Consider the following 21,123-nt stretch of genomic DNA (forward strand, 5'->3'; position numbering starts at 1 on the left):
CGTCCCGATAGATAATACTCATCTATATGGGACAAGAAGGCCAAATAGTACTAGCTAACGATGATTAAGCTGTTACTTCTTGAGTCATGCCTTCAATTAGAATCTGCGCAACCTCAGGTCGCGTAAATTCAGGAGGCGGACATTGACCCTCCCGAAGCAAAGCCCGTACCTTTGTACCCGACAAAGTCATATGATCATCACCAGGATGTGGGCAGGTTTTACTGGAAGCCATATTTCCGCATTTTTTACAGAAGAAGCTGTGTTCAAAAAATAATGGAGTAATATCAAGTTCCTCAGCGGTGAAATTCGCGAAAATTTCTTGCGCTTCATAAGTTCCGTAGTAATCACCTACGCCCGCATGGTCACGTCCGACAATAAAATGGGTGCAGCCGTAATTTTTGCGAACCATAGCATGAAAAATCGCTTCTCTCGGACCAGCATAACGCATGGCCGCCGGGAAAACACCTAGAAAGGTACGATCCTCAGGATAATAATTCTCCAAAAGCGCCAGGTAGCTCTTCATTCGTACATTTGCCGGTACATCATCAGACTTCGTCTCACCCACTAGCGGGTTTAAGAACAGAGCGTCTACAACCTCCATAGCGCATTTTTGAATATATTCATGTGCACGATGAACTGGGTTACGCGTCTGGAAGCCTACAACTGTTCTCCAGCCCTTGTCTGCAAATATCTTACGTGTAGCTGAAGGGTCAAAATAAAATTCTCCGAACTTTTCTGGCTGTGGTCTATTCAGCACTGTAATTGGTCCTCCTACATAGATAGCCGGGCGGGCCAACAGCTTACTTACTCCTGGATGTTCAGGGTCTGTTGTTTTGAATACATTTTGCGCTTCAAGGTTTTGATCAACCGTATAAATACTCTCAATATCCAATAAACCGTAGATCTCGCCATCCTCTTCACCGATTAGAGATACCTTGTCTCCAATAGCTAAACCAGAGGCCACATCCTCTTCTACAGCAAGTGTTATTGGAATGCTCCACACTGTGCCATCTGCTAAACGCATGTTTTTGACTACGGAGTGATAATCTTGTTCATTCAAAAATCCAGTCAGTGGAGAAAATGCACCTACCGCTATTAGATCCAAATCAGATAAAGTCCAAGTGTTCACGGAAAGCGTCTTATATTCACGTGCAAGCTGCAGCAATTCTTCTCTTTCTGTACCCTCTACTACACGGTTAACTAATGTTCCGCCATGCGGACGTATTGAAGTCATTATCGTCTCTCCTTCTGTGTTCTCACGGGGATAGGTCTTACTTGTGTAATCCACACTCAGTCTTCTCTGATCCAGCCCAACGTCCAGCACGCGGATCTTCACCAGGCATAACCTGACGTGTACATTGCTCACAGCCGATACTTGGATAGTTACGGTCATGTAGAGGGTTATAAATTACATCATTTTCACGAATATAGTTCCATACATCCTCGGTTGTCCAATCCGCAATTGGATTAAACTTAACCAAACCAAATTTATAATCATACTCAACCTTTTTGGCATTAGCACGGGTAGGGGCTTGGTCACGACGAATGCCTGTAATCCAAGCTTCATATTGAGATAGGATACGAGTCAGCGGCTCTACTTTACGAATCCCACAGCATTGGTTAGGATCTACTGTCCATAACGCATCACCGTGTTGAAGTGCTTGCTCCTGCGGAGTGATTTGTGGAGACACTCGTACGAACTCCAGCCCGTATTTATCTGCCATCAAATCTCGGGTCTCATAGGTTTCCTTAAAATGATAATCTGTATCGAGATAAAAGACGTCTGTAGACGGACTAACTTTGTGAAGCATATCAACTAGCACTACATCTTCGGCACCAAAGCTGCAGGCAAAAGTAATGTTAGGAAATGTTTCTACAGCCCAGCGGATAATTTCCTCGGGTGAAGCAGTTTCTAATTCTTCGGCCTTAACTTTGATTAAATCCTCTTTCTCGAGCAGGTTCATTAAGGTATTCCTCCATCCAAAATATTAATCGTATGAATAAATGAGGTAAAAGAAGTAATAAAACCAACTAATTCTATATGAAATAGTATATAACTTTTACTGAGGAAGTCAATGCGTTTCAACCGTTAGAATTAGTAAATAGATGCAAAAAAAGCCCATTTCTTGTGGAAAGGGGCAATAAAAAATAAAACCCTTGGCCATATGGCCAAGGGTTGAATTCTGTAAATATTAACGTTTCGAGAACTGAGGCGCACGACGTGCAGCCTTCAAGCCGTATTTCTTACGTTCCTTCATACGTGGGTCACGAGTCAGGAAACCGGCTTTCTTCAATGCACCGCGATATTCAGGGTCAACTTTAAGCAATGCACGGGAGATACCGTGACGAATTGCTCCAGCTTGACCGGAAATGCCGCCACCATGTGCAAGAACGATTACATCGTAGTTGCCAAGTGTTTCAGTCAGGTTCAAAGGTTGTTTTACGATCATTTTCAGTGTTTCCACACCGAAATATTCGTCCATCTCACGTTTGTTAATGACAATGCGTCCTTCACCCGGTACAAGGCGAACACGTGCTACCGAATGTTTACGACGACCTGTCCCATAGTATTGTACTTGTGCCATGAAACTGTCCTCCTCTATTCTTATCCGCGAAGTTCGTAAACTTCAGGTTTTTGTGCTGCATGTGGATGCTCGGCGCCTGCATATACTTTCAATCTCAGCTTCATGTGGTCCCCTTGACGAGTCTTAGGAATCATACCATGAACCGCGAATTCAATTACGCGTTCTGGTTTAGTATTCAGCAGAGTTTCAGCATTAGTAACTTTCAAACCACCTGGGTGCATCGAGTGACGGTAGTATTTTTTGTTTTGCAATTTCTTACCGGTCAAGTGAATTTTCTCAGCGTTGATTACGATAACGAAATCTCCTGTATCAACGTGTGGAGTGAATTGCGGTTTGTGTTTGCCACGGATCAAAGCAGCGGCTTCGCTGGCCAAACGACCGAGTGTTTTGCCTTCGGCATCAATAATGTGCCAATTGCGTTCAACTTCGTTCGGCTTCGCCATATAGGTGGTACGCATGAATGTTTCCTCCTTGTTCTCGTACGAAAATCTTCTGTTTCGTATATCTTGTTTCTCATTGAATTACGATTATGTGAGTTAAGCAAAGCATTTTTTTGGCATTTTCTCGATCGGGGCTGTGGGATAGCCATCAAGAAAACACAACTTTTATATTACAGTATAAACATAACAAGTGCAAGTGATTTTTAAACATTTAGCCTATTAATCAGGAAGAAATTTATAGAAAAAACTATTCACTTTCAATCTCGTCATATTCAACACTCCACAAAGCTAACCCCATGGCCACAGCTGTTGGACCAGCATGTGATCGATCACATGCTGCCAATATTTCAGCAACCTTATCAGCAGGTATTTTACCTTCCCCCACATGGATCAAAGTCCCCATAATAATGCGAACCATGTGCTGAAGAAATCCACTACCCGTTATATAAGTATGGATAACTCCTTGATCTGATGAAGAGGGTCGGCACATACTGCGGTCTACTTCCATATGAGCTTCAAAGATCGTTCGTACATGAGAAGTCTTCGTAGACCGTCGTGATGCAAACGAAGTGAAGTCATGTGTCCCTATAATTTGCGTTAAGCCTTGCTGCATCGCAGGAATATCCAACTTCACTGGATGGTGAAGCTGCCAGCGCCGTTGAAACGGATCTGGAAACCTGTTGCCATTAATCGTGTATCGGTAAGTTTTACGCTTAGCCCCTCTACGAGAGTGAAACGTTAGCGGAACTTCCCTAGCCTCGGTAACCACGATGTCTTGTGGCAGCCGGGCATTAAGCGCTAGACACCAACGTTCAGTTGGGATTCGAGAGGAGGTTGTAAAGTTAAAAGGCTGGCCATAGGCATGTACTCCGGCATCCGTGCGGCCTGAAGCAGTAATCTTAAGCTTCTCACCTGTCAGATGGAGTATGGCTTGCTCCAGCCGATCCTGAATCGTATTGCCCTGAGGCTGGGTCTGAAAGCCATCATAATTCGTTCCGTCATAATTGACCTTCATCAATAGATTACGCATTCCGTTCTCCTTTTTAAACCGGTCAGCAGAACGTCGATCGAAGCACTGTCTGATCTTCTATTTGAAGAAATGGCTTCGCCGTCCCTAGTAGGACGGCATCCATTTTTCATATATAGAACTACAAGTCCTATAGGATCCTTAATTTCAAAAAAAAGAGCCCCTGCGGGAGCTCCTTCAATTGAACCAAGGTGATTCCCACGGTTATTAGTACAGCAGAGTCTTGCGCCTCTGCAGCACAATAACGCTGATATTTCCCCCATCTTTACTCCAAAGAGGGCTGGATGAAAGGGAAGCATCGGAAATCAATACTTGTGATACTACGCGCGGTCTACCAATTCAAGATAAACCATAGGCGCAGCGTCGCCACGACGAGGTCCTAGTTTAAGGATACGAGTGTATCCACCTGGACGCTCAGTGTAACGAGGAGCAATGTCAGAGAACAATTTTTGAATTGCATCTTGTTCACCATCAACAGTCTCGCGGCGAACAAATGCAGCTACTTGACGACGAGCATGAAGATCACCTTTTTTAGCTTTAGTGATCAGCTTTTCAGCGATAGAACGAACTTCTTTTGCTTTAGCTTCCGTTGTTTGGATGCGCTCGTATAAAAACAGATCCGTTACCATGTCGCGAAATAACGCTTTACGCGCACTGGAATCACGGCCCAATTTTTGGTATGCCATTGTGTTTTCCCTCCTTTACTAAAGCAATCTGCAGCTATTCTTCTGTGCGGAGACCCAAACCAAGTTCCTCAAGCTTTTCCTGAACTTCTTCCAAAGATTTGCGACCAAGGTTACGCACCTTCATCATATCTTCTTCAGTCTTCGTGGTAAGCTCTTGTACGGTATTAATACCAGCACGTTTGAGGCAGTTGTAGGAACGAACAGAAAGATCAAGCTCTTCGATTGTCATCTCAAGTACTTTTTCTTTTTTGTCTTCTTCTTTTTCAACCATAATTTCGGCGTCTTTCGCTTCGTCCGTAAGACCTACGAACAGAACGAGGTGCTCGTTCAAAATTTTGGCTCCGAGGCTTACAGCCTCTTCCGGTCTGATACTTCCATCCGTCCAAATTTCAAGCGTCAATTTGTCATAGTTAGTCACTTGACCAACACGTGTATTGTCTATGCCGTAGTTAACGCGTGAAATTGGAGTGTAGATGGAGTCAACTGGAATAACACCAATTGGCTGATCGTCACGTTTGTTCCGGTCCGCTTGGACATAGCCGCGACCACGGCCTGCAAAAATACGCATATGAAGTCTCGCACCAGGTCCCAGCGTTGCAATGTGAAGATCCGGATTGAGGATCTCAACATCGCTGTCCGCACGGATATCACCTGCGGTAACGATGCCTTCCCCTTCAGCATCAATCTCGAACACTTTTTCCTCGTCTGAATGAATCTTCAGAGACAAGGCTTTAAGGTTCAGAATGATTTCCGTCACATCTTCCATTACGCCTGGAACGGTCGAGAACTCATGCAGAACGCCGTCAATTTGGACCGAAGTCACTGCGGCTCCTGGAAGCGAAGAAAGCAATATCCGGCGAAGCGAGTTCCCCAGAGTCGTGCCATACCCACGTTCCAGCGGTTCAACTACGAATTTCCCATAGGTACCTTCATCATTAGCTTCTACGGTCTCAATCTTCGGCTTTTCGATTTCTATCACGAGTTTACCCCTCCTTCAACGTCGCTCCTATATGAAACTGTCACCCCATCAGGTGCATCATGTAGTATGCCTAAACACCTATTATTAGCAGATGCGTCAGAATTATACCACATTCACAATACTGATTTCACTATACGCGACGACGCTTAGGCGGACGGCATCCATTGTGAGGAACCGGAGTTACGTCTTTAATAAGGTTAACTTCAAGCCCTGCAGCTTGAAGGGAACGGATGGCTGCTTCGCGGCCCGCGCCCGGTCCTTTAACCATAACCTCAACCGACTTCATGCCGTGCTCCATAGCTGCTTTAGCTGCTGATTCAGCTGCCATTTGCGCTGCGAATGGAGTGGACTTACGGGAACCTTTAAATCCTTGGCCGCCGGAACTTGCCCAGGAAATTGCATTTCCGTGAGGATCCGTGATGGTAACGATGGTGTTGTTGAACGTGGAACGAATATGTGCCACGCCGGATTCGATATTTTTACGGTCGCGACGTTTGGTACGTACGACTTTTTTCGGTTTAGCCATTGTCTCTTATCCCCCCTTATTATTTCTTTTTGTTTGCTACCGTACGACGCGGGCCTTTCCGGGTACGGGCATTCGTTTTAGTACGTTGACCGCGAACAGGCAATCCACGACGGTGGCGAACACCGCGGTAACAGCCGATCTCAGTAAGACGTTTAATATTTAAGGAAATTTCACGACGCAGGTCACCTTCAACCTTAACCGTTTTGTCGATCGTTTCACGCAGTTTGCTGACTTCATCTTCCGTCAAATCACGGACACGTGTATTAGCGCTAATGCCTGTTTCATTAAGAATTTTCTGAGAAGTCGTTTTACCGATTCCGAAAATATAAGTCAAGGCGATCTCAACGCGTTTGTCACGTGGCAAATCCACTCCAGCTATACGAGCCATTTTACGCTACACCCCCTTCTTAACCTTGTTTTTGTTTGTGTTTCGGATTTTCGCAAATCACCATAACAGTCCCTTTGCGGCGGATTACTTTACATTTCTCGCAAATGGGCTTTACAGAAGGTCTTACCTTCATGTTAATTACCTCCTCAAAGTTTTGCGAAGCAAAACTTTTTTCGTAGTTCCCATCTATTTACGGTAAGTTATACGACCTTTTGATAAATCATAAGGCGATAACTGCACGACCACTTTGTCTCCGGTCAAAATACGGATAAAGTGCATCCGCAATTTACCGGATACATGGGCAAGTATTTGATGACCGTTCTCAAGCTCAACCTTAAACGTTGCGTTTGGCAACGGTTCAAGGACAGTACCTTCTACTTCAATGACATCTTCCTTAGCCACAGTTAGTCTCCTTTCTCATCAGCACTTATTCCGGTGGGTCCAGCATACTTCATGACTGCGAATCGCAGCTTTCCGTTTGTTACCCGCCCAGTTTCCTTCAAACTGTCCACAACCTCACTGCTGATGAAGGGTATGAGCTCAAGATGAAGAATATTCTTCTTCTTTGGCCCATCAAACTTACGTTTGTCTCCATCTGCAATGTATACAAATCTGCTATCAACAACTACGATAACAACGGCTGCCTCTCCGGCATCTTTGCCTTTGAGAATTCTCACTAATTGACCAACCTGCGGGCTGCTCACAGTATTCAAGAGGAGATCACCTACGCATTCAGTTTTGTGAAAATTTCCATGCCGTCCGGAGTAACTGCTACTGTATGCTCGAAGTGAGCACATAGTGAGCCATCAACCGTAACGACAGTCCAGTTATCTTCCAGTGTTCTGACATGTCTCTTTCCTGCGTTTACCATCGGCTCAATCGCGAGCACCATACCCGGTTTCAGACGTGGTCCGCGGTCCGCTATGCCATAATTCGGAATTTGCGGTTCTTCATGCAGTTTTGCCCCAATACCATGACCAACATACTCACGTACGACTGAGAAACCAGCCTCTTCGATGTATTGCTGAATAGCATGGGAGATTGTAAACAAGCGCACATCCGGCTTAACTAACGCCAGTCCCGCGTACAAGGAGCCTTCCGTAACGTCCAGCAAACGCTGAGCCTCTTCGGAAATGCTGCCCACACCGTAGGTCCAGGCGGAATCACCGTGATAACCGCGGTACTCTGCACCGATATCCAGCGTAACAATATCGCCTTCGATCAGTTTACGTTTACCAGGAAATCCATGCACTAATTGTTCGTTGACTGAAGCGCAAATGCTGGCAGGAAAACCGTTGTAGCCTTTGAAAGACGGCACAGCATCTTGACTGCGAATGTATTGATCGGCGATTCTGTCGAGCTCACCCGTTGTAATGCCAGGCTCAATGGCCTGAGCAATAAGACGGTGACTCTCGGCAACAATTCGACCAGCTTCCCTCATAAAGGCAAGTTCCTGTTCGGATTTACAAATGATCATTACATTAACCCCGCATTAAAGACACGATTTCAGAAGTAACGACATTAATTTCGTTTTCCCCGTTTACCTGACGCAAAAGACCTTTATTATCATAAAACGCAAGCAGCGGCGCTGTTTTATTATCATACTCATCCAGGCGCTTGCCTACACTTTCTTCGTTGTCATCCGGACGTTGATATAATTCACCGCCATCAATGTCGCAAATGCCATCTTGCTTCGGCGGGTTGAAGATTAAATGGTAGGATGCTCCGCAAACGCTGCAGATACGACGTCCAGTAAGACGTGCCATTAGCAATCCACGGTCAACATTCAAGTTGATGACATGATCCAAAGAAGTGTTCAAACGGCTAAGAATATCATCCAGCGCTTCCGCTTGCGAAAGAGTTCTTGGAAAACCATCCAATAGAAATCCTTTTTCGCAATCGGACTGCTGCAACCGTTCTTCGACTATCCCAATGGTCACATCATCTGGTACAAGCAAACCTTGATCTATAAATGATTTGGCCTTCAATCCTACCGGAGTTTCCTGTTTGATTGCCAAACGGAAAGCATCTCCTGTCGAAATATGAGGAATACCAAATTCTTTAACGATTTCTGCCGCTTGCGTTCCCTTGCCTGCCCCAGGAGGGCCCATGAATAAAATGTTCACGATTTCTCTCTCCCCCCAAAAGTTCGCCACCAAGCAAGAAACAGCATAATAGGTGCCGGGAAGAATAAAAACTTAAGCTTCACCGGAACCTATCACCTATTTATTGATGAAGCCTTTGTAATGGCGTTTGATCAATTGGCTCTCGATCTGCTTCATAGTATCCAATGCCACACCGATTACGATCAGCAGTGATGTACCGCCAATACGAACTTCTTTAGGCAATCCAGATAAAGCACCGAAGAACATCGGCAGAACAGAGATCAAAGCTAGGAACAAAGCGCCGGACATAGTCAGACGAGACATTACTCTAGTCAGATATTTCTCTGTAGCTTTACCAGGACGGATACCTGGAATGTAACCACCATTCTTCTTCATGTTATCGGCCATCTGCTGAGGATTCATCTGCACGAACGTATAGAAGAACGTGAACCCGATGATCATCACTACATACAGAAGCATACCAAGTGGAGCATCGGTTGCTAAATACTTAGCAATCCATTGAGCCCAGGCATGTGTTGACCAGAAACTGGAGAGAACAACTGGGAACTGAAGCAATGATACGGCGAAGATTACCGGAATTACACCTGCCGCATTAATTTTCAATGGGATATGTGTATTCTGTCCACCGTACATTTTATTGCCGACTACGCGTTTAGCGTATTGAACAGGAATCTTCCGAATACCTTGCTGTACGAAGATAACTGCTGTAATAATCGCTACAATCACAATCAGCACGATAACGACTTTAAGAATATTCAGGAACACCTGATCCGGCTGAATAAAACTTGAGTTAGCCGTACTTGTGATATATCCCGGAATGGCGGCGACGATTCCCGCAAAAATCAGGATCGAAATCCCGTTCCCGATTCCCTTTTCGGTAATCTGTTCACCAAGCCACATCAAGAAAGAAGTACCCGCCGTCAAGATAATGGCAACCAGCAAGTAATCAGCAAATGTCGCATTCGGCATCATTTGAGTATTATATATCCGGTTAAACCCTATCGACGTAGCAAAACCTTGGATCAGGGCTAATATCACTGTACCGTAACGAGTGATTTGCGCCAATTGTTTTTTCCCGTGCTCCCCTTGTTTAGCCCATTCAGCAAACTTAGGAACAACATCCATCGACAGCAATTGCACGATGATGGATGCTGTAATGTACGGGTAAATACTGATCGCAAATATCGAGAAGTTTTTGAGCGCTCCGCCCGAAAAGGTGTTCAAGAGTCCCATCAAAGCGTCACCGCTCTGATTTGCTGTTTGCAGTACATCTTTGTTCACACCAGGAACCGGAACAAACGAACCGATACGGTAGATAATCAGAATGAACAAGGTAAACAGGATCTTTTTGCGCAAATCTTCAACATGCCAGATATTCTTAAGCGTCTTGAACATTAGATCACCTCGGTTTTACCGCCGGCAGCCTCGATTTTCTCTACCGCAGATTGAGAGAACTTATTTGCTTGTACAGTCAATTTTACGGTCAACTCACCGTTGCCGAGAATCTTGATGCCGCTTTTGGAATTCTTGACAACACCAGTTTCAAGCAACAACTGCGGAGTCACTTCAGTTCCTTCTGCAAAGCTATTCAGATCTTCCAGGTTCACAATCGCATACTCTTTACGGGTAGGATTGACGAAACCACGTTTAGGCAGACGACGATAGAGCGGATTTTGTCCACCCTCGAAGCCCGGACGAACACCACCGCCAGAACGTGAGTTTTGACCTTTGTGACCGCGACCGGAAGTTTTACCATTTCCGCTACTAGGACCACGACCAACGCGATTGCGTTCTTTGCGGGAACCAGGAGCTGGAGCAAGTTCATGTAACTTCATCGTTTGCACCTCCTTATGTTTGTTAATTTATGCGAGGCGATTAGCCTTCAATTTCAGTTACAGATAGCAAGTGACTCACTTTATTGATCATTCCGCGAATTGCAGGACTGTCATTGTGAACCACTGTCGTGTTGAGTTTACGCAGGCCGAGCGTCTTAACAGTAACACGTTGTGTTTCTGGACGTCCGATTACACTACGTACGAGGGTAATTTGCAATTTTGCCATTGACGTTCCCCTCCTTAACCGCGCAATTCTTCGACAGATTTGCCGCGAAGTTTCGCGACCTCTTCAATGCGTTTCAGACGGGAAAGTCCCTCCAAAGTTGCATTGACCATGTTCATGGAATTCGAAGAACCCAGTGATTTTGTCAAAATGTCGCCAACGCCTGCCAATTCCAATACCGCACGAACTGGACCGCCAGCGATAACGCCAGTACCCTCTGATGCTGGTTTCAACAACACGCGTCCTGCGCCGAAGTGTCCAGTAACGAGATGGGGAATCGAAGTTCCTACGATTGGGATGTGAATCAGGTTTTTCTTGGCGTCTTCAATGCCTTTACGGATGGCATCCGGAACTTCGCCGGCTTTACCGATACCAGCACCGACGTAGCCGTTGCCGTCGCCCACAACAACAAGTGCACTAAAGCTGAAACGGCGTCCGCCTTTTACAACTTTTGCAACACGGTTAATGTGTACAACTCTTTCTGTCAGTTCTAAACTGTTCGGATCTACACGCAAGTCGTTAACCTCCTTTTAAGAATTATTCTAGAATTCAAGACCAGCTTCACGAGCTGCATCAGCCAATGCTTGAATCCGTCCATGGTACAAGTAACCTCCGCGGTCGAATACGACCACTGCATATCCTTTTTCTTTGGCACGCTCAGCGACCAATTGGCCAACTTTCGCTGCAGCTTCAACGCTACCGCCATTACCGATGTTAGCGCTCAGATCTTTATCAAGTGTAGAAGCGGATACGATAGTAACCCCTTTAACATCATCGATCAGTTGAGCGTAGATGTGTTTCGAAGAACGGAATACGTTCAAACGTGGACGCTCAGTAGTTCCCTGGATCTTCTTACGAACACGCAGGTGTCTTTTGAGACGAGCCTTGTTTTTATCTTCTTTTGTAATCATGACTTCCCTTTCACTCCCTTCAGTTTGCCGTAAACAGCTTCACTTTAAGATGCACGGGGTATCTTACAATTAAGTTTAAACTGGTTATTTCTTCTTACCAGCTTTACCTTCTTTGCGGATGATACGCTCGCCTTCATATTTGATACCTTTACCTTTATACGGTTCTGGTTCACGAACGGAACGGATTTTAGCAGCGTATGCGCCAACGCGTTCTTTATCGATACCTTTAACGATGATCTTCGTGTTCGCAGGAACTTCGAACTCGATACCAGCTTCCGGTGTAATTTCAACCGGGTGGGAATAACCAACGTTCAGAACGATTTTATCTCCGGATTTGCTTGCACGATATCCGACCCCAACCAGTTCCAGAGATTTCGAGAAACCTTCAGTCACACCTGCTACCATGTTGTTGACAACGGAGCGGGTTGTGCCGTGAAGTGAACGATGCAATTTGTTATCCGACGGGCGAACAACGGTAATTTCGTTATTTTCAACTGTAACCTTCATGTCTTTATGAAGCTCACGAGTCAAAGAACCTTTTGGACCTTTTACTGTAATAACGGCGTTGTCCAAAGTGACATCTACACCGCTAGGTACTGCGATTGGTTTGCGACCAATACGAGACATGTGTTGCACCTCCTTATCTTGTGACGTTTATTACCAAATGTAGCAGACAACTTCTCCGCCAGATTTTGATTGACGAGCTTCTTTGTCGGTCATAACTCCCTTAGATGTGGAGATAATCGCGATTCCTAGACCACCGAGTACACGAGGCACTTCATTGCTCTTCGTGTATACGCGAAGGCCTGGTTTACTGATTCTTTTCAAACCAGAAATAACACGCTCTTGGTTAGGGCCGTATTTCAAGAAGATACGGATAATCCCTTGTTTGCTATCTTCAACGAATTCCGCATCGCGGATGAAACCTTCACGCTTCAAAATGTCAGCGATTTGTTTCTTCATAGTAGAAGCAGGCATTTCTACCGTCTCGTGACGCACAATGTTAGCGTTACGAATACGAGTAAGCATATCTGCAATAGGATCAGACATAGTCATGTGTGTAAACCTCCTTCCCGTTTATAAACTTCTTACCAACTTGCTTTTTTCACGCCAGGGATCTGGCCTTTATAAGCTAATTCACGGAAACAAATTCTGCAAATTTTGAACTTTTGCAGTACCGAATGTGGACGACCACAACGTTCGCAACGTGTATATGCACGTACTTTAAACTTAGGCGTACGTTGTTGTTTAACTTTCATCGAAGTTTTTGCCACTTAGCCTGACACCTCCTAAACATTTTCGGAGAAAATGGATTAACCGACTTTATTTTGCGAAAGGCATTCCCAGCTGACCCAGCAGCTCGCGGGATTCCTCGTCCGTCTTAGCAGTCGTTACAATAACGATGTCCATACCGCGGACTTTATCCACTTTGTCATATTCGATCTCGGGGAAGATCAATTGTTCTTTAAGACCAAGTGTGTAGTTACCACGGCCGTCAAAGGCTTTAGTGGAAACACCACGGAAGTCACGTACACGTGGAAGTGTTACGTTGAACAATTTGTCCAAGAAGTAATACATACGCTCTCCGCGCAGTGTTACTTTAACCCCAATCGGCATATTTTCGCGTAGTTTGAAACCAGCGATGGATTTTTTAGCTTTAGTGATTACTGGTTTTTGACCAGCGATCAACTGCATGTCATTAACTGCAGCATCAAGTACTTTGGAGTTTTGAACAGCGTCACCCACACCCATGTTGATGACAACCTTCTCGATCTTAGGCACTTGCATAACAGTTGTATAGTTAAACTTCTGCATCAAAGCAGGTGTAATTTCGTTAAGAAAACGTTCTTTCATTCTTGCTGCCATGAAGATTTAACCTCCTTTCTTAAGGGCTAGATTAGTCGATAATCTCTCCGGATCTTTTAGCAATCCGAACTTTTTTACCATTGTCCAAAACTTTGTAACCGATACGGGTTACTTTGCCGGTCTTCGGATCGATGTGCATTACGTTGGACACATGAATCGAAGCTTCCTGCTCAATAATTCCACCCTGTGGATTCAGCTGGTTCGGCTTTTGGTGTTTTTTCACCATATTGACGCCTTCTACCAGAACGCGGTTTTCACGAGGATAAGCAGCGATGACACGGCCTTTTTTGCCTTTGTCTTTACCACTGATCACAAGCACCACGTCATCTTTCTTCACGTGCAGTTTATTGTTATGGGATTCCAGAACTTTTTTCACTCTAGGCATTTATTACACCTCCTATAACTAACCTTCAACTTATTGGTGCCGTGTTTATTAGATAACTTCCGGTGCCAAGGAAACGATCTTCATGTAGTCTTTATCGCGAAGTTCGCGAGCAACTGGTCCAAAGATACGTGTTCCACGAGGGCTTCTGTCGTCTTTAACAACAACAGCTGCATTTTCGTCGAATGCGATGTAAGATCCATCTTTACGACGAACGGAACGTTTCGTACGAACAACTACCGCTCTAACAACATCACCTTTTTTGACAACGCCGCCTGGTGTTGCTTGTTTAACGGAACAAACGATCAAATCACCGATTGCTGCTGTACGGCGTCCAGTACCACCCAGTACGCGGATACACATCAGTTCCTTCGCACCAGAGTTGTCAGCCACATGCAAACGTGTAAATGGTTGAATCATTATAATTTCCTCCTTCCGGAAAAACTCTCTTGATTATCTTAGATGATAACCGCTGCTTCTACCACTTCAACTAGTCTCCAACGTTTGTCCTTAGACAACGGACGAGTTTCCATGAGTTTTACGGTATCGCCAATCTTTGCAACATTTCCCTCATCATGTGCTTTGAATTTCTTCGTAGACTTGATGCGTTTGTGGTACAAATTGTGTTTCTTATAGGTTTCAACAGCAACTACGATGGTTTTATCCATTTTATCACTGACCACTTTACCGATTAGCACTTTACGTGCATTACGTTCTTCACTCATTAGTTAGCCTCCTTCCTGAATACGGATCTGCGATCCGTCTCACTTAACTAATCCCAAGCACTCTTTGATGGATCACGGTTTTAGCACGAGCTATTTCCTTACGCACGTCACGAATCCGAGTTGGGTTGTCCAATTGGCCAGTTGCCAATTGAAAACGGAGATTAAAAAGTTCCTCTTTGAATCCAGCGATCTTTTGTTCAATCTCAGCAGTGGTTAAGTTGCGAAGTTCATTAGCTTTCATTTGCTTCACCACCCAATTCTTCACGTTTCACAAACTTAGTCTTTACAGGCAGCTTGTGAGCGGCAAGACGCATCGCTTCACGAGCGATTTCTTCCGACACGCCTCCGAGTTCGAACATAATCTTGCCCGGTTTAACTACGGCTACCCATTTCTCAACGTTACCTTTACCACTACCCATACGAACCTCGAGAGGCTTTTGAGTAATAGGTTTATCTGGGAAAATCTTGATCCAAACTTGACCGCCACGTTTGATATAACGTGTCATCGCGATACGAGCAGCTTCGATCTGACGGTTAGTGATCCAAGACGGTTCAAGTGCAACCAGGCCGAATTCGCCGAAGTTCAATTCAGTACCGCCTTTTGCCATACCCTTCATGTGTCCGCGTTGTTGCTTGCGGTGTTTTACGCGTTTTGGTACCAACATGATTAGTTGCCTCCTTCCTGAGCAGCTTGTTTCTTAGCTGGGGGAAGAACTTCTCCACGGTAGATCCATACTTTTACGCCGATAAGACCGTAAGTTGTATGTGCTTCAGCCGTTCCGTAATCGATATCGGCACGAAGCGTATGAAGTGGAACTGTTCCTTCGCTATAACCTTCTGAACGAGCAATCTCAGCTCCGCCAAGACGTCCGCCCACTTGAGTTTTAATCCCTTTTGCGCCAGAACGCATAGTTCTTTGAATCGCTTGTTTGAGGGCACGACGGAACGATACACGACGTTCCAATTGTTGAGCAATGCTCTCAGCTACAAGAATTGCATCCAATTCAGGGTGCTTGATTTCATTGATGTTGATGTGTACTTTTTTGCCACCAGCGATTGCTGTAACTGCACTGCGAAGTACTTCTACTTCTGCTCCGCCTTTACCAATAACCATACCTGGTTTAGCTGTATGAATTGTAACGTTCACGCGGCTAGCCGCTCTTTCGATCTCGATATGGGAAACAGCGGAATCCTTCAATTTGCCTTTAAGGTATTCCCGGATTTTGACGTCTTCCATCAGAAGAGTACCGAAATCTTTTCCTGCATACCATTTAGATTCCCAATCGCGAATAATACCGATTCGGAGTCCGATTGGATTTACCTTTTGACCCACGTGTTATCCCTCCTTATTTCTCAGATACCACCAGTGTAATGTGGCTCGTGCGTTTATTGATCCGACTTGCGCGGCCCATGGCGCGCGGACGGAAACGTTTCATAGTAGGTCCTTGGTTAACGAAAACCTCGCTAACGAACAAACTGTTCACGTCCAAAGAATAGTTATGCTCAGCATTCGCAATTGCCGAATTAAGCAACTTTTCAACGACCGGAGAAGCGGATTTCGGAGTGTGGCGAAGAATAGCAATTGCTTCCCCCACTTGCTTACCGCGAATCAAGTCAACAACCAGTTTCGCTTTACGAGCGGAAATTCGCACCGATCTTGCATGTGCTTTTGCTTCCATTGTTTAACCTCCTTTCAAACAGAGACCTTATTATTATCTTCTTGTTTTCTTATCGTCACCCGCGTGGCCTTTGTAAGTACGTGTTGGCGCGAACTCGCCCAACTTGTGACCTACCATATCTTCTGTTACGTATACAGGCACGTGTTTACGGCCGTCATATACACCAAACGTATGTCCGATAAACTGAGGGAAAATGGTTGAGCGACGGGACCAAGTTTTAACTACAACCTTTTTCTCAGCCTCGTTCAGTTCCTCAACTTTTTTAAGCAGGTAGCCATCGATAAACGGCCCCTTCTTTAAACTGCGACCCATGTGTGAATCCTCCCTTCATCCGGTTCTTCAAACCGCGAATCGACGCTTCGCGCTTTATTAACTTGCCAGAAGCGTCTTATTTAGTGCGGCGGCGAACGATATATTTATCAGATGCCTTGTTTTTCTTACGCGTTTTGTAACCAAGGGTTGGTTTGCCCCATGGAGACATTGGCGATTTACGTCCGATTGGAGCGCGACCTTCACCACCACCGTGTGGGTGATCGTTAGGGTTCATTACTACCCCGCGAACTTCAGGACGACGGCCGAGCCAGCGACTACGTCCAGCTTTACCGATTTTGATCAATTCGTGATCTTCATTACCTACGGAACCGATAGTTGCACGGCATACGCTAAGGATCTTACGAACCTCACCGGATGACAAACGAACGGAACAGTATTTTTCTTCTTTACCAAGCAATTGAGCTTCTGTACCAGCTGCACGAACCAATTGTCCGCCTTTACCTGGTTTCAACTCAATGTTGTGGATAACTGTACCTACTGGAATGTTCTCCAGTGGAAGACTGTTACCAATTTTGATGTCGGCCGCAGGACCGGACTCTACTTTATCCCCAACTCTTAGACCTTTAGGAGCGATGATATAACGTTTCTCTCCATCAGCATAGTGGATCAAAGCAATATTAGATGTGCGGTTCGGGTCATACTCGATTGTAGCAACGCTACCTGGTATGCCGTCTTTAGTCCGCTTGAAGTCGATAATACGGTATTTACGTTTATGTCCGCCGCCATGGTGACGAACCGTAATTTTACCTTGGTTGTTGCGTCCCGCATGTTTGAACAGCGGAGAAAGCAACGATTTCTCTGGCTGGTTTGTTGTAATTTCTTCAAACGTAGACACGGACATAGCGCGTCTTGCCGGAGAGGTCGGTTTGTACTTTTTGATTGGCACTGTAGTTCCCTCCTTACTTCAACAGAGTATTATTCTACCGCTTCAAAAAATTCAAGCGGTTTGCTGTCCGGGCTAAGCTTAACGATGGCTTTTTTCCACTCTGGAGTGTAACCAGAATATTTACCATAACGTTTCAGTTTGCCAGGTACGCGCATTGTGTTCACATTAGTTACTTTTACTTTGAAAATAGCCTCGACAGCTTTTTTGATTTCGGTTTTGTTAGCACGGATATCCACTTCAAAAGCGTATTTCATTTCGCTCATGTAGTCGGAAGTACGTTCCGTAATCACCGGACGTTTGATAATATCACGAGGATCTTTCATTACGCGAACACCTCCTCTACCTTCAGAACTGCTTCTTTAGTGATGATCAGTTTGTCGTACGTCAGTACGTCAAGAACATTAATGCCGTCAGCCGCTACGAATTTCACCCCAGGGATGTTACGAGCGGAAAGTGCTACGTTATCATCATAGCTAGTAGCTACGATCAACGCTTTACGATCTACTTTCAGGTTGTTCAAGATTGCTGCGAATTCTTTCGTCTTCGGAGCATTCATTGTCAAGCTATCCAATACGATAATGTCATTCTCGAGTACTTTCGAGGACAAAGCGGATTTGATCGCCAAACGACGAACCTTCTTAGGCAGTTTCCAGGAATAGCTACGTGGTGTTGGTCCGAAGACAACGCCGCCGCCCTTCCATTGTGGAGAACGAATGGAGCCTTGACGAGCGCGACCTGTACCTTTTTGTTTCCAAGGTTTACGTCCACCGCCACGAACTTCAGAACGTCCTTTTACTTTGTGTGTACCACGACGTAGGGAAGCTCTTTGCATAAGCGCAGCTTCATGTAGAACGTGCTCATTCGGTTCAATACCGAATACTGTATCGCTCAGTTCCACTTCACCAACTTCGTTGCCACTAATATTAAAAAGTGTTACTTTTGGCATTTCATGTTCCTCCTTTCTTCAATAATTATTTCTTAACGGTTTGTTTAACTTTCACGAAGCTGTTTTTAGGACCTGGGATAGCGCCTTTAACCAGCAATACGTTACGTTCAACATCAACCTTGATAATTTCAAGCTTTTGAACCGTAATAGTCGTGTGACCCATATGTCCTGGAAGGCGTTTGCCCTTAGGAACACGGTTAGCTTGGATAGAACCCATGGAACCCGGTCTTCTGTGGTAACGCGATCCGTGTGCCATTGGTCCGCGGCTTTGTCCCCAACGTTTGATGTTACCTTGGAAACCTTTACCTTTAGATGTACCAGTTACGTCAACAAATTCGCCCTCAGCAAAGATATCAGCCTTCAGCTCTTGTCCAACCTCGAGAGACCCGAGATCAACACCGCGAATTTCACGAACGTAGCGCTTAGGTGTTGCATTTGCCTTTTTGGCGTGACCCTGTTCAGGCTTATTGGAGCGTTTTTCTTTTTTATCAGAAAAGCCCAATTGCACTGCTTCATATCCGTCGATATTCAGGTCTTTCTTTTGCAGTACTACACAAGGGCCTGCTTCGATAACAGTAACAGGAATTACGTTACCTTCTGGAGTAAACACTTGAGTCATACCGAGTTTTTTTCCTAAGATACCTTTCAATGTTGACACCTCTTTTCTTTTCCTAAATTACTTAAAATAGAATTACAATTTGATTTCGATATCTACACCGGACGGTAGATCCAAGCGCATCAAGGCATCCACAGTTTGTGGTGTTGGGTTCACAATATCGATCAAACGTTTGTGAGTCCGTTGTTCAAACTGTTCACGGGAATCCTTGTACTTGTGTACCGCACGGAGAATAGTAATGATTTGCTTCTCAGTTGGTAACGGAATCGGCCCGGACACACCTGCACCCGAACGTTTTGCTGTTTCAACAATCTTCTCAGCGGATTGATCAAGAATTCTGTGGTCGTATGCTTTCAAGCGAATACGAATTTTTTGCTTTGCCATTTTAGTCCCTCCTTCTATCGCCCAATTTGGTATCGGACATACTCCGTGAAAATTTTCTGACCTCGTCCCCATGGCAAAGGGGCCGGGTGTGTCAGTAACCTCTCACATCATCGCAACGTCTCAGAACAACATTTATTATTATATATAATAGGCAGCAGTATTGCAAGCGAAAATAGAAAAACAACGCATATTTTTTTCATGCGCTGTTCTTCTACTATATATATGTTAAAGATTCTCTGTGGCAGACTTAAAAAACTCTGCGGAGGAAGCAGTCTGAGCCGTTGCTGTTCCGATCCCCTCAATGGTTTGGATTAAGGTTCTTATTTCTTCTTCCACTATTACAATCTCCTGTGTACTGCTACGCATAGCGTCTACAATATCAGAGAACAAAAGACTAGTCTCGACCGATTGGTGCTTCCCATTCTTAGTTAACTCCTGCACCTTACGAATCTCTTCTACAACCTGCTGAGTGAGTAGACCAGATTTATTTGTTAGCTCTACGATCTGAATTACAGTACTCTTAGTATCCTCTGCAAGCCGGCTAACTTCTTGAGCAACCACACTAAAACCTCTACCATGCTCACCGGCTCTAGCGGCTTCAATCGTTGCATTAAGTGAGAGGATTTTAGTCTGATCGGCAATTTCCCTTACTGAGTTCACAATTTTTTGAATTTGCTTAGAGGAATCGCTTAACTCAATGATCGAGTCTTCCATCTCACTGGTGGTCTGATATATAAGATTAATTTGCTCAGTCAAATCACCCAAGTGTTCATGCCCATCTGTAGCTAATCCCTGTGACTCCAGGGCGGATGCAGCCGTACGTTGGAATGTTCTACTTACTTCATTGCTGCTTGCCACTAGCTGCTTTACAGCAGCATTAGTATCGATGCTATAATCTATCAATTCAACGCTAAACTCTGAAATTTTTTGTTTTAATTCATTTTTCACCAATAGATATTGCTCTTCCTTCTCTTTTATGTTCTCCTTCTCATATTCTTCTAGAACCAGCTGCTGCTCAAGGTTAAGGAGTTTGGTCACGGTCTGAACCACTCGAAGGCGTGTATTATCATCGTTTGTTTCATTATATATAACGCGTATAAATACGTTCTGAAGATTCTGAAAAGCAGATAAGTACCATTTGGGCTCAAGCCCAACTTTTTTATGAATATTAGCGATCATTAGACGCTTTGCTATGTACTCATCATCAACCTTTCCATTAAAAATCTCTAGAATATGCCCACGAAGAGTAGTTTTTAACCTGTCTATACTGCTATGCTCTAAAATAATAGCTTCAAGTTTATTTACGCCTAATACCGAATTGTAAAATTGATCAATGATATAGTCTATATTTTGCTCAACAACAGGTTTCACCCTGCGTAGTAAGTTCAAATCTGCTTCAGTTAGATCAATCATTCTCATCTGCTCGTTAAGCTCACCATGTCCATCCAGCTTATGAAAAGACTCTGCCACAGAATGATTCTGATCCTTGAAGTCTAAGGAATGAGAGGCAGGAGAATCCACATTATTATTACGTGCAGTTAACGCATGCATGAAGGAAAAAGGACATTTCCCCATATTAC

Annotated in this window: 37 protein-coding genes; all 37 read right to left on the bottom strand. The window is 44.7% G+C overall.

Annotated elements, in window-relative coordinates:
- Nucleotides 1-64: 64 nt before the first annotated feature.
- Complete coding sequence (gene sat, locus MHH50_RS27795) at nt 65-1,234, bottom strand: sulfate adenylyltransferase (RefSeq protein ID WP_340033732.1); 1,170 nt, start codon at nt 1,232-1,234, stop codon at nt 65-67.
- Nucleotides 1,235-1,271: 37 nt separating this feature from the next.
- Nucleotides 1,272-1,964, bottom strand: coding sequence for a phosphoadenylyl-sulfate reductase (locus MHH50_RS27800; protein WP_036680616.1), 693 nt, complete (start codon nt 1,962-1,964; stop codon nt 1,272-1,274).
- A 228-nt stretch (nt 1,965-2,192) separates the two neighbouring features.
- Nucleotides 2,193-2,585, bottom strand: coding sequence for a 30S ribosomal protein S9 (rpsI, locus tag MHH50_RS27805; protein WP_025706574.1), 393 nt, complete (start codon nt 2,583-2,585; stop codon nt 2,193-2,195).
- 20 nt (nt 2,586-2,605) lie between these two features.
- The gene (rplM, locus tag MHH50_RS27810) at nt 2,606-3,043 is read right to left on the bottom strand and encodes a 50S ribosomal protein L13 (RefSeq protein WP_036680589.1); all 438 of its coding nucleotides are present in this window, start codon (nt 3,041-3,043) and stop codon (nt 2,606-2,608) included.
- A 229-nt stretch (nt 3,044-3,272) separates the two neighbouring features.
- Nucleotides 3,273-4,055 (bottom strand): tRNA pseudouridine(38-40) synthase TruA, encoded by a 783-nt coding sequence (gene truA, locus MHH50_RS27815; RefSeq protein WP_036680587.1) that lies wholly within the window; start codon nt 4,053-4,055, stop codon nt 3,273-3,275.
- A 317-nt stretch (nt 4,056-4,372) separates the two neighbouring features.
- A complete protein-coding gene (gene rplQ / locus MHH50_RS27820; RefSeq protein ID WP_019908254.1) occupies nt 4,373-4,738 on the bottom strand; it encodes a 50S ribosomal protein L17 in 366 nt (121 codons plus the stop codon).
- A gap of 34 nt (nt 4,739-4,772) precedes the next feature.
- The gene (locus MHH50_RS27825; RefSeq protein ID WP_036680585.1) at nt 4,773-5,717 is read right to left on the bottom strand and encodes a DNA-directed RNA polymerase subunit alpha; all 945 of its coding nucleotides are present in this window, start codon (nt 5,715-5,717) and stop codon (nt 4,773-4,775) included.
- A 130-nt stretch (nt 5,718-5,847) separates the two neighbouring features.
- Nucleotides 5,848-6,243, bottom strand: coding sequence for a 30S ribosomal protein S11 (gene rpsK, locus MHH50_RS27830; protein WP_019908251.1), 396 nt, complete (start codon nt 6,241-6,243; stop codon nt 5,848-5,850).
- Nucleotides 6,244-6,262: 19 nt separating this feature from the next.
- Nucleotides 6,263-6,631, bottom strand: coding sequence for a 30S ribosomal protein S13 (gene rpsM, locus MHH50_RS27835; protein ID WP_036680583.1), 369 nt, complete (start codon nt 6,629-6,631; stop codon nt 6,263-6,265).
- A 19-nt stretch (nt 6,632-6,650) separates the two neighbouring features.
- Nucleotides 6,651-6,764, bottom strand: coding sequence for a 50S ribosomal protein L36 (gene rpmJ / locus MHH50_RS27840; protein ID WP_003322638.1), 114 nt, complete (start codon nt 6,762-6,764; stop codon nt 6,651-6,653).
- A gap of 53 nt (nt 6,765-6,817) precedes the next feature.
- A complete protein-coding gene (gene infA / locus MHH50_RS27845) occupies nt 6,818-7,033 on the bottom strand; it encodes a translation initiation factor IF-1 (RefSeq protein WP_036652996.1) in 216 nt (71 codons plus the stop codon).
- Nucleotides 7,034-7,035: 2 nt separating this feature from the next.
- The gene (locus MHH50_RS27850; protein ID WP_312149947.1) at nt 7,036-7,344 is read right to left on the bottom strand and encodes a KOW domain-containing RNA-binding protein; all 309 of its coding nucleotides are present in this window, start codon (nt 7,342-7,344) and stop codon (nt 7,036-7,038) included.
- A gap of 11 nt (nt 7,345-7,355) precedes the next feature.
- Complete coding sequence (gene map, locus MHH50_RS27855) at nt 7,356-8,108, bottom strand: type I methionyl aminopeptidase (RefSeq protein ID WP_038573450.1); 753 nt, start codon at nt 8,106-8,108, stop codon at nt 7,356-7,358.
- 4 nt (nt 8,109-8,112) lie between these two features.
- Nucleotides 8,113-8,757, bottom strand: a complete 645-nt coding sequence (locus tag MHH50_RS27860; protein WP_038573451.1) for an adenylate kinase — start codon at nt 8,755-8,757, stop codon at nt 8,113-8,115.
- Between the two features lie 96 nt (nt 8,758-8,853).
- Nucleotides 8,854-10,152: a preprotein translocase subunit SecY gene (gene secY, locus MHH50_RS27865; protein ID WP_076130016.1), complete on the bottom strand. Its 1,299-nt coding sequence runs from the start codon at nt 10,150-10,152 to the stop codon at nt 8,854-8,856.
- Entirely contained in the window at nt 10,152-10,592 is a 441-nt protein-coding gene (rplO, locus tag MHH50_RS27870) for a 50S ribosomal protein L15 (RefSeq protein WP_036680569.1), read from the bottom strand. Before rplO ends, secY begins: the two co-directional genes overlap by 1 nt.
- Nucleotides 10,593-10,632: 40 nt before the next feature.
- Nucleotides 10,633-10,818: a 50S ribosomal protein L30 gene (rpmD, locus tag MHH50_RS27875; RefSeq protein WP_036680567.1), complete on the bottom strand. Its 186-nt coding sequence runs from the start codon at nt 10,816-10,818 to the stop codon at nt 10,633-10,635.
- 14 nt (nt 10,819-10,832) lie between these two features.
- Nucleotides 10,833-11,330: a 30S ribosomal protein S5 gene (rpsE, locus tag MHH50_RS27880; RefSeq protein WP_036652980.1), complete on the bottom strand. Its 498-nt coding sequence runs from the start codon at nt 11,328-11,330 to the stop codon at nt 10,833-10,835.
- Between the two features lie 27 nt (nt 11,331-11,357).
- The gene (rplR, locus tag MHH50_RS27885) at nt 11,358-11,726 is read right to left on the bottom strand and encodes a 50S ribosomal protein L18 (protein ID WP_036680564.1); all 369 of its coding nucleotides are present in this window, start codon (nt 11,724-11,726) and stop codon (nt 11,358-11,360) included.
- An 84-nt stretch (nt 11,727-11,810) separates the two neighbouring features.
- On the bottom strand, nt 11,811-12,353 hold the full coding sequence (gene rplF / locus MHH50_RS27890; protein WP_036680562.1) for a 50S ribosomal protein L6: 543 nt from the start codon (nt 12,351-12,353) through the stop codon (nt 11,811-11,813).
- Nucleotides 12,354-12,383: 30 nt separating this feature from the next.
- Nucleotides 12,384-12,782: a 30S ribosomal protein S8 gene (gene rpsH / locus MHH50_RS27895; RefSeq protein WP_036680560.1), complete on the bottom strand. Its 399-nt coding sequence runs from the start codon at nt 12,780-12,782 to the stop codon at nt 12,384-12,386.
- 32 nt (nt 12,783-12,814) lie between these two features.
- Entirely contained in the window at nt 12,815-13,000 is a 186-nt protein-coding gene (locus MHH50_RS27900; RefSeq protein WP_013312154.1) for a type Z 30S ribosomal protein S14, read from the bottom strand.
- Between the two features lie 49 nt (nt 13,001-13,049).
- Nucleotides 13,050-13,592, bottom strand: a complete 543-nt coding sequence (rplE, locus tag MHH50_RS27905) for a 50S ribosomal protein L5 (protein ID WP_036680558.1) — start codon at nt 13,590-13,592, stop codon at nt 13,050-13,052.
- A 31-nt stretch (nt 13,593-13,623) separates the two neighbouring features.
- Nucleotides 13,624-13,977 carry a 50S ribosomal protein L24 gene (rplX, locus tag MHH50_RS27910; protein ID WP_076099615.1) on the bottom strand — a complete coding sequence of 118 codons (354 nt, stop codon included), beginning with the start codon at nt 13,975-13,977 and terminating at the stop codon, nt 13,624-13,626.
- A gap of 48 nt (nt 13,978-14,025) precedes the next feature.
- Nucleotides 14,026-14,394: a 50S ribosomal protein L14 gene (rplN, locus tag MHH50_RS27915; protein WP_036680556.1), complete on the bottom strand. Its 369-nt coding sequence runs from the start codon at nt 14,392-14,394 to the stop codon at nt 14,026-14,028.
- A gap of 38 nt (nt 14,395-14,432) precedes the next feature.
- The gene (rpsQ, locus tag MHH50_RS27920; RefSeq protein WP_036680554.1) at nt 14,433-14,699 is read right to left on the bottom strand and encodes a 30S ribosomal protein S17; all 267 of its coding nucleotides are present in this window, start codon (nt 14,697-14,699) and stop codon (nt 14,433-14,435) included.
- 43 nt (nt 14,700-14,742) lie between these two features.
- Nucleotides 14,743-14,940, bottom strand: coding sequence for a 50S ribosomal protein L29 (rpmC, locus tag MHH50_RS27925; RefSeq protein ID WP_019908232.1), 198 nt, complete (start codon nt 14,938-14,940; stop codon nt 14,743-14,745).
- The gene (rplP, locus tag MHH50_RS27930) at nt 14,930-15,364 is read right to left on the bottom strand and encodes a 50S ribosomal protein L16 (protein ID WP_036680552.1); all 435 of its coding nucleotides are present in this window, start codon (nt 15,362-15,364) and stop codon (nt 14,930-14,932) included. The genes rpmC and rplP overlap by 11 nt, the downstream gene beginning before the upstream one ends.
- Before the next feature lie 2 nt (nt 15,365-15,366).
- Entirely contained in the window at nt 15,367-16,032 is a 666-nt protein-coding gene (gene rpsC / locus MHH50_RS27935) for a 30S ribosomal protein S3 (RefSeq protein WP_038573452.1), read from the bottom strand.
- 13 nt (nt 16,033-16,045) lie between these two features.
- The gene (gene rplV, locus MHH50_RS27940; protein WP_036680546.1) at nt 16,046-16,378 is read right to left on the bottom strand and encodes a 50S ribosomal protein L22; all 333 of its coding nucleotides are present in this window, start codon (nt 16,376-16,378) and stop codon (nt 16,046-16,048) included.
- 33 nt (nt 16,379-16,411) lie between these two features.
- Nucleotides 16,412-16,690 carry a 30S ribosomal protein S19 gene (rpsS, locus tag MHH50_RS27945; protein ID WP_036652940.1) on the bottom strand — a complete coding sequence of 93 codons (279 nt, stop codon included), beginning with the start codon at nt 16,688-16,690 and terminating at the stop codon, nt 16,412-16,414.
- Nucleotides 16,691-16,766: 76 nt separating this feature from the next.
- Nucleotides 16,767-17,597 carry a 50S ribosomal protein L2 gene (rplB, locus tag MHH50_RS27950; RefSeq protein ID WP_036680541.1) on the bottom strand — a complete coding sequence of 277 codons (831 nt, stop codon included), beginning with the start codon at nt 17,595-17,597 and terminating at the stop codon, nt 16,767-16,769.
- A gap of 29 nt (nt 17,598-17,626) precedes the next feature.
- On the bottom strand, nt 17,627-17,920 hold the full coding sequence (gene rplW, locus MHH50_RS27955) for a 50S ribosomal protein L23 (protein WP_036680537.1): 294 nt from the start codon (nt 17,918-17,920) through the stop codon (nt 17,627-17,629).
- Nucleotides 17,920-18,543, bottom strand: coding sequence for a 50S ribosomal protein L4 (gene rplD / locus MHH50_RS27960; protein WP_036680536.1), 624 nt, complete (start codon nt 18,541-18,543; stop codon nt 17,920-17,922). Before rplD ends, rplW begins: the two co-directional genes overlap by 1 nt.
- Nucleotides 18,544-18,568: 25 nt before the next feature.
- A complete protein-coding gene (rplC, locus tag MHH50_RS27965; RefSeq protein WP_036680532.1) occupies nt 18,569-19,192 on the bottom strand; it encodes a 50S ribosomal protein L3 in 624 nt (207 codons plus the stop codon).
- Nucleotides 19,193-19,234: 42 nt separating this feature from the next.
- Nucleotides 19,235-19,543 carry a 30S ribosomal protein S10 gene (gene rpsJ, locus MHH50_RS27970; RefSeq protein ID WP_017692074.1) on the bottom strand — a complete coding sequence of 103 codons (309 nt, stop codon included), beginning with the start codon at nt 19,541-19,543 and terminating at the stop codon, nt 19,235-19,237.
- A gap of 225 nt (nt 19,544-19,768) precedes the next feature.
- Nucleotides 19,769-21,118, bottom strand: coding sequence for a globin-coupled sensor protein (locus MHH50_RS27975; RefSeq protein WP_076130018.1), 1,350 nt, complete (start codon nt 21,116-21,118; stop codon nt 19,769-19,771).
- Nucleotides 21,119-21,123: the final 5 nt, after the last annotated feature.

This window comes from Paenibacillus sp. FSL H3-0302 (assembly GCF_037982245.1).
Lineage (GTDB): Bacteria > Bacillota > Bacilli > Paenibacillales > Paenibacillaceae > Paenibacillus_AQ > Paenibacillus_AQ odorifer.